13 protein-coding genes are annotated in these 12,130 nt (G+C 63.5%); 6 read left to right on the top strand and 7 right to left on the bottom strand.

Annotated features, from left to right (window positions below; genetic code table 11):
- Positions 1 to 461 precede the first annotated feature (461 nt).
- From AC5ZG1_RS36590 to AC5ZG1_RS36580, 3 genes are all read left to right on the top strand, one after another.
- Positions 462 to 1,169 (top strand): Crp/Fnr family transcriptional regulator, encoded by a 708-nt coding sequence (locus tag AC5ZG1_RS36590; RefSeq protein WP_456644088.1) that lies wholly within the window; start codon positions 462 to 464, stop codon positions 1,167 to 1,169.
- A 268-nt stretch (positions 1,170 to 1,437) separates the two neighbouring features.
- The gene (locus AC5ZG1_RS36585) at positions 1,438 to 2,178 is read left to right on the top strand and encodes a Crp/Fnr family transcriptional regulator (RefSeq protein ID WP_155255055.1); all 741 of its coding nucleotides are present in this window, start codon (positions 1,438 to 1,440) and stop codon (positions 2,176 to 2,178) included.
- 116 nt (positions 2,179 to 2,294) lie between these two features.
- Positions 2,295 to 2,543, top strand: a complete 249-nt coding sequence (locus tag AC5ZG1_RS36580; protein ID WP_208829482.1) for a hypothetical protein — start codon at positions 2,295 to 2,297, stop codon at positions 2,541 to 2,543.
- 362 nt (positions 2,544 to 2,905) lie between these two features.
- Here the strand turns inward: AC5ZG1_RS36580 and AC5ZG1_RS36575 are convergent, their stop codons facing one another.
- A complete protein-coding gene (locus AC5ZG1_RS36575) occupies positions 2,906 to 3,526 on the bottom strand; it encodes a helix-turn-helix transcriptional regulator (protein ID WP_130229993.1) in 621 nt (206 codons plus the stop codon).
- Between the two features lie 540 nt (positions 3,527 to 4,066).
- Between AC5ZG1_RS36575 and AC5ZG1_RS36570 the strand changes: the two genes are divergently transcribed.
- Positions 4,067 to 4,486 carry a hypothetical protein gene (locus AC5ZG1_RS36570; protein WP_496135791.1) on the top strand — a complete coding sequence of 140 codons (420 nt, stop codon included), beginning with the start codon at positions 4,067 to 4,069 and terminating at the stop codon, positions 4,484 to 4,486.
- A gap of 55 nt (positions 4,487 to 4,541) precedes the next feature.
- On the opposite strand, the gene AC5ZG1_RS36565 is transcribed toward AC5ZG1_RS36570, so the two are convergent.
- The 4 genes from AC5ZG1_RS36565 to AC5ZG1_RS36550 form a co-directional block, all read right to left on the bottom strand.
- A complete protein-coding gene (locus AC5ZG1_RS36565; protein WP_130229997.1) occupies positions 4,542 to 4,742 on the bottom strand; it encodes a hypothetical protein in 201 nt (66 codons plus the stop codon).
- 23 nt (positions 4,743 to 4,765) lie between these two features.
- Positions 4,766 to 5,083, bottom strand: a complete 318-nt coding sequence (locus AC5ZG1_RS36560) for a hypothetical protein (RefSeq protein ID WP_028162396.1) — start codon at positions 5,081 to 5,083, stop codon at positions 4,766 to 4,768.
- 89 nt (positions 5,084 to 5,172) lie between these two features.
- On the bottom strand, positions 5,173 to 5,628 hold the full coding sequence (locus tag AC5ZG1_RS36555; protein ID WP_456644090.1) for an Hsp20 family protein: 456 nt from the start codon (positions 5,626 to 5,628) through the stop codon (positions 5,173 to 5,175).
- Between the two features lie 388 nt (positions 5,629 to 6,016).
- A complete protein-coding gene (locus tag AC5ZG1_RS36550) occupies positions 6,017 to 6,199 on the bottom strand; it encodes a hypothetical protein (RefSeq protein WP_208829485.1) in 183 nt (60 codons plus the stop codon).
- Between the two features lie 218 nt (positions 6,200 to 6,417).
- Between AC5ZG1_RS36550 and AC5ZG1_RS36545 the strand changes: the two genes are divergently transcribed.
- Entirely contained in the window at positions 6,418 to 8,313 is a 1,896-nt protein-coding gene (locus tag AC5ZG1_RS36545) for an alpha amylase C-terminal domain-containing protein (protein WP_496135790.1), read from the top strand.
- A 111-nt stretch (positions 8,314 to 8,424) separates the two neighbouring features.
- Positions 8,425 to 10,479 carry an acetoacetate--CoA ligase gene (locus tag AC5ZG1_RS36540; protein ID WP_496135789.1) on the top strand — a complete coding sequence of 685 codons (2,055 nt, stop codon included), beginning with the start codon at positions 8,425 to 8,427 and terminating at the stop codon, positions 10,477 to 10,479.
- A 78-nt stretch (positions 10,480 to 10,557) separates the two neighbouring features.
- Here AC5ZG1_RS36540 and AC5ZG1_RS36535 read toward each other — a convergent pair whose 3' ends face one another.
- Together AC5ZG1_RS36535 and AC5ZG1_RS36530 are read right to left on the bottom strand one after the other, a co-directional pair.
- Positions 10,558 to 11,196, bottom strand: coding sequence for an alpha/beta hydrolase (locus AC5ZG1_RS36535; protein ID WP_456644094.1), 639 nt, complete (start codon positions 11,194 to 11,196; stop codon positions 10,558 to 10,560).
- Positions 11,193 to 12,128 (bottom strand): ring-cleaving dioxygenase, encoded by a 936-nt coding sequence (locus tag AC5ZG1_RS36530; protein ID WP_456644095.1) that lies wholly within the window; start codon positions 12,126 to 12,128, stop codon positions 11,193 to 11,195. Before AC5ZG1_RS36530 ends, AC5ZG1_RS36535 begins: the two co-directional genes overlap by 4 nt.
- Positions 12,129 to 12,130: the final 2 nt, after the last annotated feature.

Below are 12,130 nucleotides of genomic sequence, written 5' to 3'. Positions count from 1 at the left end.
ATTTCTCAGTAGTTCTACTGAGATGATCGCAAGTGTGAACGCGCAGATCGAAACAGCAGCACGCATGATGGATTGCGATCGCGGATCGCACAGCAGCAACTCTCGTCGTCGACAGACAAAGCGAGCGTGATGGATTTGGAATGTTTCGTGCTCGTCTCGTCGGAGAAGACAGCCACGTTGCGCGAACAAGTTCCTTTCGATCGTGCGTGGTATTTCGCATACACACAGCGCCGCCATTCGCACAGCCGTTTCGCCGTTGATCGCTTGTCCCACCTCGCACGAATCAGCGCGCGATTTTTGGTTCGGTCGCAAACGAAAACGTCTATCTGCCCGGTAAGGTGTATAGCCACGCGCGTGTAGCTCTTGTGCAATCGTGAGGGAAAGCTATTCTTCGCGCTATCCGACATGCCATGAGTAGGTGACGCGAGACGGTGAGCTCCCGCCTTTCGGCAGGAGAAGGAATGTCTGGATCATCGCGTCCGTCCAATCATCTGTTGCAGACTCTGCCAGCGGCGGAAATCGAGTTGCTGCGGCCGCATCTCGCAATCGTCGAGCTGACGAAAGACGCCGTGCTGTTCGAGGCCGGTGCGCCGATCGGCGATGTCTATCTGCCGCATAGCGGTGTGGTTTCACTGATCGTCGGCTTCACGGAAGGTGAAACCGTCGAAGTCGCCAAGATTGGACGCGACAGCATTGTCGGCGGCACTGCCGTGCTCCATGACGGACCATCGCTGGCGGATGCCGTCGTCATCATACCCGGCATCGCCTCGGTTCTCGCAACCGATCGCCTGCGCGCCGCGATGGAGGCGAGCAGCACTCTGCGGCAAGTTCTGGTCAGGCACCAGCAGGCGCTGTCCGTGCAGGCCCAGCAAGCCGCGACATGTCATGCATCTCACACGGTCGAATCCCGGCTGTCACGCTGGCTGCTGCACGCGCGAGAGTTGTGCGGCGGAGAGCCACTCCCGTTGACGCAGGAATGTCTGTCGCAGTTGCTCGGCGTCCGGCGCAATGCCATTTCGATCGTGGCACACGCATTCCAGGAGGCTGGGCTGATCCGCTACAGCCGCGGGAATATCGAAATCATCGATCTCGAAGGTCTGCAGAAAACCGCCTGTGAGTGCTACACCGTGGTGAGGACGCAATGCGGTCGACTGCTCAAAACGGAATGAGAAGCCTCTGGAGCACTTTCGGTTCTGATGGAATCAGAACCGAAGCTCCAGATTCTTGTTCTGACGCGTTTTCTTCACGCGAACCGGTCTCCGCTTCGCTCGAAAACGCTCTGATTAGCGGAACCTGCGTCGCTGAGGCCACAGTCGCCGACGAGTATCAAACGACATCAGTCAAATGAACAGGTTTTCCTTGCCCGCGATGCGTGGCAAGGCCATCTTGCAACTCGGTCAGCGTGTGTCAGCTGCCAGGCCGAGATACGCTCTAGCAATGAGGCAGGAGACTGCTTTGGATTCGGTTCCTCGTTCGCTGAACGGATTCTTGTCCGCGCTGTCGGCATCCGATTTCGAACTGATCCGCCCGCATCTGCGCACAGTCGATCTCATCCAGGACATGGTCCTGGTCGAGGTCGATGAAGTGCTCAAGCGAGCCTACCTGCCGCAGAGGGGTGCGATTTCCCTGGTCGTGAAGCTCGCGCGCGGCGAGCACGTGCAGATCGCCTTGGTCGGGCGCGACAGCATCTTCGGCGCGTTCGCCGCGCTGGGGGACGCGACCGCGCTGAACTGCGCGGTGGTGGTGGTGCCCGGCATCGCTTCGACCATCGAGCTCGAGCAGCTTCGCCTCGCCGCCGACCGCAGCGCGACGTTGCGCTACGCGCTGGCGCGGCACGGGCTTGCGGTCGATGCGCAGGTCCAGCAGACCGCCGGCTGCAACGCTTCGCATCCCGTGGAATCGCGGCTCGCACGATGCCTCCTGCACACCCGCGACCTGTCCGGAAGCGACAAGATCGTGCTGACGCAGGAAGCGATGGCGCAGATGATCGGCGCGCGCCGCAACAGCGTCTCGCTGGTGGCGCACACGCTTCAGCAGGCGGATTTCATCCACTACAGCCGAGGCCATATCGAGATCACCAATCTCGACGGCCTGATGAAGACCTCTTGCGAATGCTACGCGACGGTGAAAGCCCAATACACCCGCCTGATTCAGGGGTACGAATCGGTTACGCCATAAGCGCGACCGCGCGCTTGCTTCCCGCGTGGAAAGCCGGCCGTACTTCTACGGCTCTCAATTTTCACGGACGGCTAAGCTTAACCGGCGATAATCGGAGTGCACACGGGAGAGCTGACATGTTCACGTTCGAAACGACGGACCAGAAGGAAGCCAGGCGTTTTCGGATCGCACAGTTCAACGGCAGGACCGCAACCGCGCATTCGGCCGGCGCGACGGTCACGGGCCACGTTCGATCCATCGTGGAAAACAAGTCGCGCGTTCCGGCGGCCTGGACCATCACGATCATCCCGGAAACGCCGAAGCCTGCTGCGGTAAACCTGCGGCCAGCCCCGCGCATCCGCACCTTCGCGGAAGATTACATCTGAATCACCTCGTAGCCCGGTGACGCGAATGCGTAAGCCGGGAGATCTGTGCCGATGTCGACCAGCGGCCCCGGATTACGCCGGCGCTTCCTTATCAATTTGAATCGAATCGTTGTTTGCTCAAGCGCAAGCTCGGCGCAAGCGCATTGTGCTTTGTTGCGCTCTACTGCTTCGACCTGCCGCAGGCATAGGCCGTGCCCGGCGGCCGTCGCGCGCCCAGCGCGAATTCGGTTCTGATTGAATCAGAACCGAAGCCGTAGATTCCTGTCTTGACTTGTTTTCTGCGCAGATAAGTCTACGCAATCTGCCTAAACTTGATTGCGACGCAGGCCTGTGCCCGCTTCGCTTGAAAACGCTTCCAGCGCTCAGGACGACTGCATCAGCGCCTTGCGGACGAGATCGGCGGTGTTGCGTGCGCCGAGCTTGCGCATCGCTTCGGCGCGATGGCTTTCGAATGTCCGCGGGCTGATCTTCATGCGTAGCGCGCCTTGCTTGTTCGAATAGCCCTCGCTGATGAGACGGAGCACCTCGCGCTCGCGCCTCGTCAGCGGCTTCTGGCCGGCCTTGGATACAACCGTCACCTTTGGCGGCGGGCTTTCGTCCTTGATGCGCGCAGGCGGACTGTCCCATCCCGCCTTCTGATCGATAACAGGAGCGGATCCCGGATGAACCTCCGAAATCTGCTTCAGCATCGCGCAGACGCGCTCGGTCTGCTGCAGGGCGTTCTCGACCACCTGCTGCAGGTAGATTCGGGCTGCCGGCGAATGCGCGAACTGATGACTGTGCTGCTTGATCTCGTTCATGTAGAGCAGGAGCGCCGTCATCGGACCGTTGAACTGGCGCGCGATCGCAGCGCCCGCCTCTTCCGTAGCGCGCGCACGCTGTGCGGCGAGTTCCACAATCTCACGATTGCTCTCGAATGGGGCGCGGTCTTCCATCCACTTCGACAGATGTGACCCGTCGGCTCGATGCTCGTGCTGTGTCATGCGACCGATCTAGCGACCCTAAGGCTGTTCCCGCGTTAACTCGGCACTCAGTAGGAATACTGAGAACGCGGCCATGTGTTGCCAGCTCACAAGGAAATAGAGGCAGACGCGCCTAGAGTTTGCAACAATTCTCGCAGGAATGTGGCAAATCTCAGTATTTCTACTCATCGGGAAAATACTGGAATTGTGGCGGAATGGCGTAGTTTCACGAGCATATTTGTGAGTTCCATGTGGCGGGTCCCGAACGCGCAGCGAATCACCGATGACGCGAATGGCAGCGCACCATCGATGCGCTGGTTCGAGAGCTTTCCAGAGGATGCTTATGCGGGCCTGTCGACGACCACGCGGCGCTTGCACTGAGATGACACGAACATGAGGTCGGCGCGCGATGCGTGCGCGAGAAGTCAACCCGCTACAGTGCATTGCTGCATGATTTGTGATCGATGCGCGGCGCCTCGCACCGGGGTTTGCGATTTACAGCCTTCACCGGCATCGCGATGATCGCGATCTCGATCTTCACAACGATGAAGGGAGGCCGCGATGGCGCGAGCAACCGGATCATGGCTTGCGATGGCGACCTTGGCTTGCGCCTTGACGCTCTCATCAGCCGCGAATGCGCAGACCGCGCCCGCGGAGAATGCAGCGCCGCCGACCGCCGACAATGCGGTGATGATCACGGTGTTCCTGAAGCACGATCAGTCGCGCCCGCTCAGCGAACTCAACGCACAGCTCGAGAAGCAGGGCTACTACAAGGCCTTTCCGCCCGCGGGCGTCGAGGTCGTGAGCTGGTATGTGATGATGGGTATCGGCCAGGTGGTGACACTGCGGCTGCCGGCATCGCGGCTCCGCGAGGTCAATCGCGCGCTCGAGGACAAGGGCTGGGGCGCCTATCGCACCGAATTCTATCCGACCTATGATTACAAGGCCGTCGGCATGGCCGCGCACGAGAAGGCGCAATAATTAGCAATAGTTGATTGTCCGTCTCGGCGTGGCGCCAGCGAGGGCGCCTCACGCTTCATGGCAACGCACCCTTGCTCTCAGCTTGCGCCATGGCGGTCAGTTCGGCTTCGTTGATCGTGGCCCCGGATGCATCGAGCACCGAGACCGTGCGGAACCCGTCGTCGCGAAACTCCTCCATCTTTCGCAGCGCCGCCGCCGCCGTCGCGAGGATGACGGAGACGCCGCCGGGACCGTTCCTTGCAAATACCCGGAACATGATCCCCCAGCCCCTGACGTGCTCTACGCCGCCAGCGCGACGCGCGAGGTCGATTTCCGCCGGTACGGCTTGCCGCCCGGCGATCCCGATGGATCGGGGTCGAGCGCCGACAGCGCTTCAAGTACCTCGTCGATGCTGACAGCGCTCTTGGCACCCGGAAGTTCACGCAACGCCGGATTGGACGAAACCGCAGCCGCATCCGACGCCCATGACGCCAGCACGGCGCGCTTTTCCGCCACCGACAGCCGGGCATCCGCCAACACATCGCGCGGATGGTCGTAAACCGATGCCGGGTGCAGGATGACATTCAAGTCGACGATATTGTCAGTGCGATCGATCATTGGTTGCTCCCATTACTTGTTCAGGCACGTGTCAGCCGTCCCGCCCGGCAGGTCCACCGGGCGGGGCATCCGTCTGTGTCGCGAACGCGTTACGCCGCTTTCGCTTCGAGTTGCTGCACGTTGGCTGCCGTCGCGCCATCGATGGCGATCCGTCGCGGCTTCATGGCCTCGGGCACCTCGCGGACCAGTTCGATCTTCAGGAGTCCATTGTCGAACGCGGCGCTCTTCACCTGCACGTAATCGGCGAGATTGAAGTGCCGCTTGAACGGCCGCGCCGAGATACCGCGATAGAGGTATTCATGTTCGGCCTTCTCGGACTTGCTGCCTTCGATCGTGACCACGTTGCTCTCGGCGGTCACCGAGATCTCGTCGGGCGAGAAGCCCGCGAGCGCAAGCGATATCTGGTAGCGATCTTCACCAAGCCGTTCAATGTTGTAGGGCGGGTAATTGTCCTCGCCCGTGCGTGCCGCTGCGTCGACGAGATCGAACAGGCGGTCGAAGCCGATGGTCGAGCGCCACAGGGGAGCAAAGTCGTAGCTGCGCATAGCCAAATCCTCCAATGAGCAAGTTGGATACGAGCGGCACCGGACAGAACCGGTGCCCGTTCTGGTCCAGACCCATCAGGCGTCCGGACGCCATCCGTCGGATGGCGAAAAAAATCTTGGAAAAGGCCGATCCAGTTTCAAGGGGAGGCTACAAAAAAATTTTTGGCCCTTCGACGCAAGGCGATGCCCCCCGACATACGCGGCTCTCACCGCGTTTGTGGGCGCAGGCGACTTGCCCCAGCTCAGCGGGTAAAGGTTGGAAGCAATCGAAGGTGCCACTTGTCGCGATATGGATCGCTTCGTCGCGTGCACTCGTCGCAATGATGCCAGACAACCCCTCGCGCCCGTCTGGGGCGCAGCGAGTCCGGGGACACGACCGATCAAGGCCTCAGGCGTGCGCCCTCGGCTGCTGGCTCAGCTTCTTGGCCAGCGTCTTCAAATCTTCGACCCTCCGGCTGCACAACAGCCGGGCGAATTCGTCGGCATCGATGGAGGATTGCGGAAGGACGGGCGGTTGGCGCAGCTCCCGGCGCCGCCAGAACAGCCGGGAGAGACGCTGCAGCAGCTTCATTTTCTTGAGCCTCGATGAGAGCCTGCGCGGATAAGTCGCCGAACCGGTCCTTGGTTCCGCGCGTTGCCCCTTTCCCCGTTCTTTTCCGCAAAGAGCAGCCGCCCCGCTCCCGCCGAGGCTCCCGCTTTCGCATCCGCGTAATAATGGTGGGCGACAATCTTGCCGGCCGCTGCCGCCAGGCTCATTCTCCCGGCGCCACGCGTTCAGGGGGAAGACAGATGCCTGAGCCGGACCTCACCGGCGCTCCGATGGGCGGCACGCTCGTGCCCGGCGGGGCGATATTCCGCGTCTGGGCGCCGCGGGCCAGCGCGGTCCATGTCTCCGGCGACTTCAACGATTGGAGGCAGGATGCCGGTTCGCTGATGTCGGAGATCGGCGGTGGGCACTGGGCGAGCTTCGTGCCCGGCCTGAAGGACGGCGACGCTTACCTGTTCTACGTCGAGGGCATCGGCTCGTCCGGCTTCAAGCGCGACCCGCGGGCGCGGCTGCTCAGCGTCCAGCCGTCCTTTCCGGCCTGCAATTCCGTGCTGCGCGATGCCGGGCGATTTCCCTGGCGCCTCGAGCGCTTCGTGCCGCCGGCATTCAACGACCTCATCGTCTATCAGCTTCACGTCGGAACGTTCGCGCCGCATCCGGACAACGGGGATGGCAAGTTCTTCGACGTGATTGAGCGCGTGCCGCACCTCGCCGCGCTCGGCGTCAACGCGATCGAGCTGCTACCGATCCAGGAATTCCCGACCACGTTCAGCATGGGCTATAACGGCGTCGATCTCTATAGCCCGGAGAACCAATATGCCGAGGCCGACGAGGCAAAGCTCGGCCGCTATTTGGATCGCACCAACGCGATCCTCCGGGCGGCCGGCCACGCGCCCTATCCCGGCGTCGACACCCTCAGGCACAGCGACGACCAGCTCCGCGCGCTGATCGACGTCTGCCATGTCCATGGCATCGCCGTGATCTTCGACGTCGTCTACAACCATGCCGGCGGCGGGTTCGACGACAAGAGCATGTGGTTCCTCGATCGCCACCTGCCCGGCGACAACAACAACAGCCTCTATTTCACCGACAACGGCTGGGCGGGCGGCCTGGTGTTCGCGTTCTGGAACGATGGCGTCAAACAGTTCCTGATCGACAACGCCACGTTCCTTTATGAGGAGTATCGGATCGACGGCTTCCGCTTCGACGAAGTTAGCGTGATCGATCGCTTCGGCGGCTGGGGCACCTGCCAGGACCTGACCTCGACATTGCGCGCGCAAAAACCCGAGGCGATCCAGATCGCCGAATATTGGCCGGTCAATGCGTGGATCGTGAAGGATCGCAGCGAGGGCGGCGCGGGCTTTGACGCCACCTGGAGCGACGGTATCCGCAACAGCGTGCGGGCGGCGATCGCGAGCGCCTCACAGGGCGCCAACGCACGCGTGCCGATGTCCCCGATCGCAGACGCGATCGCCGCGATCAGCCTGGGTAGCCGCTGGCGCGCGGTGCATGCGATCGAGAACCACGACATCGTCTATATGGGACGCGACGAACGGATCGCGGCGCTCGCCGACGGCAGCAATCCGCGCTCCTGGTATGCGCGCAGCCGCAGCCGCGTCGCGCTTGGCCTCCTGCTGACCGCGCCTGGCATTCCCATGCTGTTCATGGGCCAGGAGATGCTGGCGTCGAAGCCATGGAGCGACACGCCGAGCGTGGACACCGAAATCGGCTGGGCGGCGTTCGACCGTGGCGATGAGGTGATGGCCGGCTTCGTGCGCTTTGCGCGCGAGCTGATCGGCCTGCGCCTGAGGACGCCGGGGCTGCGCGGCGAAGGCTGCGCCGTCATCCACGTCCACGACGACAACCGCGTGCTGGCGTTCCAGCGCTGGGTCGAGGGCGACGGCGGCGATGTCGTGGTGGTCTGCAGCCTGAACGAAAGCCCGCTCCACAACTACGCGATCGGCTTTCCCGTCGCCGGCCGCTGGCGCGAGATGTTCAACAGCGACATCTACGACCGTGAGGTGACCGTCACCGCCGATGGCAGCGTGCACGCCGACGGCCCGCCGCTGCACGGCTTGCCCGCGTCCGCCGCAGTGACGATCCCGGCGAACGGGCTGTTGGTTTTCGCGCGGGGCTAGCGCCATCGCCGGCATCTGTCCGGCGCCGGGCGATGACATTCCCGCGCGGGTTCCGTTATGCTAGGCCTTCGTTCGAGCGGCGCTCCCCGCCGCGATGCAAGTCGAAGAGCAATGGCCGCACCTCACGTTCCGCAGATCGCCCTTTATCGCCGCTGGCTGCAGGAGCAGCGCGGCCTGAGCTTTTCCAGCTTCGAGGAGATGCGCCAGTGGTCGGTGCGCGACCTCGACGCCTACTGGCAGAGCATCTGGGACTATTTCGACCTGCGCTCGCCGACGCCGCACCGCGCGGTGCTGGCGGAACGGAAGATGCCGGGCGCAGTCTGGTTTCCCGGCGCCTCCGTCAACTACGCCCAGCAGGTGTTCCGGCACGTCGAAACCGCCGATGCCGCGGGCCTGCCGGCGATCGTGAGCAGCGGCGAAGATGGCGTGCTGAAAGCGACGAGCTGGCCCGAACTGCGGCGACAGGCGGCCGCGCTTGCGGTTCATCTGCGGGAAAAAGGCGTCAAGCCCGGCGACCGCGTCGCGGCCTATCTGCCCAATATCCCCGAGACCATCATCGCCTTCCTCGCCACTGCGAGCCTCGGCGCGATCTGGAGCGTGTGCGCGCCCGACATGGCGGCGCCGGCGGTGATTGATCGCTTGAAGCAGATCGAACCGAAAGTGCTGATCGCCTGCGATGCCGTCACCTATGCAGGCCGGCGGCATGACCGCCGCGCCGTGGTCGATGAGCTCCGGCGCTCGCTGCCGACGGTCAAGCATTTCATCCTGCACAGCGACGCGGAGAGCGCCGAGACGGCCGATCCGCTGCTATCAGCGATCTTCGCCCGCCGCAGTCCCGCGATCGATACGTTCGAGCCGGTGTGGCTGCCGTTCGATCATCCGCTCTGGATCGTCTATTCCAGCGGTACCACCGGCTTGCCGAAGCCGATCGTGCACAGCCATGGCGGCATCATCATCGTGGTGCTGCCGCTGAACACGCTGCACAACGATATCGGCTGCAGCTACCAGCCGAACTCGTTTGGCGAACGCTTCCATTGGTACAGCTCGACCGGCTGGATCATGTGGAACTGCCAGGTCAACGCGCTCCTGGGCGGCACCACCTGCTGCATCTTCGACGGCAGCCCCGGCGGCTCCAAGGACAAGCCGGACTGGACCACGCTGTGGCGCTTCGTCGCCGACGCACAGGTGACAGTGTTCGGCGCGGGCGCAGCGTTCTTTGCCAATTGCACCAAAGCCGAGATCGATCTCGCCGCCGTCGGCGACCTCTCACACCTGCGCGCGCTCGGCTCGACCGGATCGCCGCTCAGCGCCGACACGCAAGCCTGGTTCAACGAGCGCTTCGCCGCGCTTTCAAAGGTCAATGGCAACGCCGCGCAGGCGGACATGTGGTGGGCGAACATTTCCGGCGGCACCGACTTCGCCGGCGCCTTCATCGGCGGCAACAGGGAATTGCCGCAGACGCCGGGCACGATGCAATGCCGGATACTGGGCTGCGCCGTGGAGGCATTCAACGAGCAGGGACGGCCCGTGATCGACGAGGTCGGCGAACTCGTCTGCACCGAGCCGCTGCCGTCGATGCCGCTGCGTTTCTGGAACGATCCTGGTGATGCGCGCTACCGCGCCAGCTATTTCGAGACCTATCCGGATAATTTCGACGGCAGCGGACGCGGCCCGGTGTGGCGGCATGGCGACTGGCTGAAGGTCGCCGCCGACGGTTCCTGCGTGATCTATGGCCGGAGCGACGCCACCATCAACCGGCACGGCCTGCGCATGGGGACGAGCGAACTTTACTCGGCGATCGAGGCGCTGCCGGAGATCCTGGATTCGATGGTCGTCGACCTCGAATATCTCGGGCGCGAAAGCTACATGCCGCTGTTCGTGGTGCTGCGCGACGGCATCGCGCTCGACGAGGCGATGAAGGCAAGGATCAACAAGGGGATCGAAGCCGGCCTGTCCCGCCGCTTCCTTCCCAACGAGATATTCCAGGTGCCCGAAATCCCGCGCACGCTATCGGGCAAGAAGCAGGAGCTGCCGATCAAGAAGCTCCTGCTCGGCCATCCGATCGAGAAGGTCATCAACAAGGATGCGATGGCCAATCCGGGTTGCCTGGAGTGGTACCTCGCTTTTGCGGGCGACTATCTGCAGAAAAATACGGGCGCCGCTTGAGGCGGCGCCCGCATTCTAGGTTTTTGTTTTGACGCGTTTTCTTCACGCGAACCGGTGTCCACTTCGCTCGAAAACGCTCTACGTGGACTGAAGCGTCCGCTTCTTCACCCGCTCCAGCCACTCGCGCGTCAGGACGAGGTCCGCCTGCGAGAGCTGGTGTCCGGCCGGCAGAGTCCGATGCGTGACATCGGCGCCGGCATCGCCCAGTATCTCAGCCAGCTTCGCCGAGTTGGAGGCCGTTACGATCGGGTCCATCTGTCCCGCGGCGACCAGTACCGGCGCGCCGGCCAGGTCGGGGCGCGGTGGATCGGACAGCGGCACCATCGCGCGCAACAGTATCGCGCCCGAAAGCGTGCCAGGGCGAAGCAGCATCATGGCTGCGGCGATGTTGGCACCGTTGGAATAGCCGACCGCCACTGGCGCGCCGATGCCGAGACGCCGGCGCATCGCGTCAACGAAGTCGGCCAGTTCGGCAGCACGCCGCCGAACGTCGTCCTCGTCGAACACCCCTTCCGCAAGACGGCGGAAGAAGCGCGGCATCCCATTCTCCAGCACGCGGCCGCGCGGCGACAGCAGCGCCGAATCCGGCGACAGCATCCTGCCGAGCTCCAGCAGGTCGCTCTCGTCGCCGCCGGTGCCGTGGAGCAGCAGGAGGGGCGGAGCGCCCGCCCGTTCCGCCGGCTCGAAGCGATAGACGAAGGGTGTCTCGTTCGTCATGCGACTTCTCCCAAATCAGGCAGCACGCTTTCGATCTCCGTGCGATGCCGCTCGAGGAACGCCGGCAGCTTCAAGGTGTGGCCGAGGCTCTCGACGGGCTCATCCACCGCAAAGCCCGGAATGTCGGTCGCGATCTCGAACAGCACGCCGCCGGGCTCGCGAAAGTAGATCGAGCGGAAGTAGTTCCGATCCCTCTGCTCGGTCGGATGCAGGCCGTGCGCCGAGACCAGCTTCTGCGCCATCTGCCCCTGCTCCGCATCGTCAGCCGCGCGGAACGCGATGTGATGCACCGAGCCGACGCCCTGATGACCGCGCAGGAAGCCCTTGGCCTCGTAGATGTCGACGATGCCCCCTTGGGCGTCACCGGGAGCAGCGAAGCGGATCACCGAACCCTCGCGCGCGACCTCGCGGAAGCCGAGCACATCGGTCAGGATGGCCGCGGTCTTCTCGGCGGTCTCGAGCAGCAAGGTCACGCCGTGGAAGCCGCGGATCGCGTGCTCCGCTGGGACGTCGCCATTGCTCCAGGCCGGCTCATCTTCCGCGCCGGGAATACCGACGAGAGCGAGCGCCATGCCATCGGGATCGGTGAACGGCAGCACCGACTCACCAAACCGCTTCTCCAGCGGCTGATGGGGGATGCCCTTCTCGACGAAGCGCTGCACCCAATAGCCGAGCGAGCGCGCCGGCACGCGGAAAGCGGTCTGATGGGTCTCGCCGACGCCACGACGGCCGGCGGGGGCGCCCTCCCACGGGAAGAACGTCAGGATGGTGCCGGGATGGCCGACCTCGTCGCCGTAGTAGAAATGATAGGTCGTGGGATCGTCGAAATTGACGGTCTTCTTGACGAACCGCAGGCCGAGGTCGCGCGTGTAGAAGTCGAAATTCTTCAGCGGGTTGCCGGCGATGGCGGTGACATGATGGATGCCAGACATTG

The organism is Bradyrhizobium sp. Leo78 (assembly GCF_059512425.1).
Note: the sequence above shows the minus strand (reverse complement) of the source record. Positions and strands in the feature narration are given on the sequence as shown.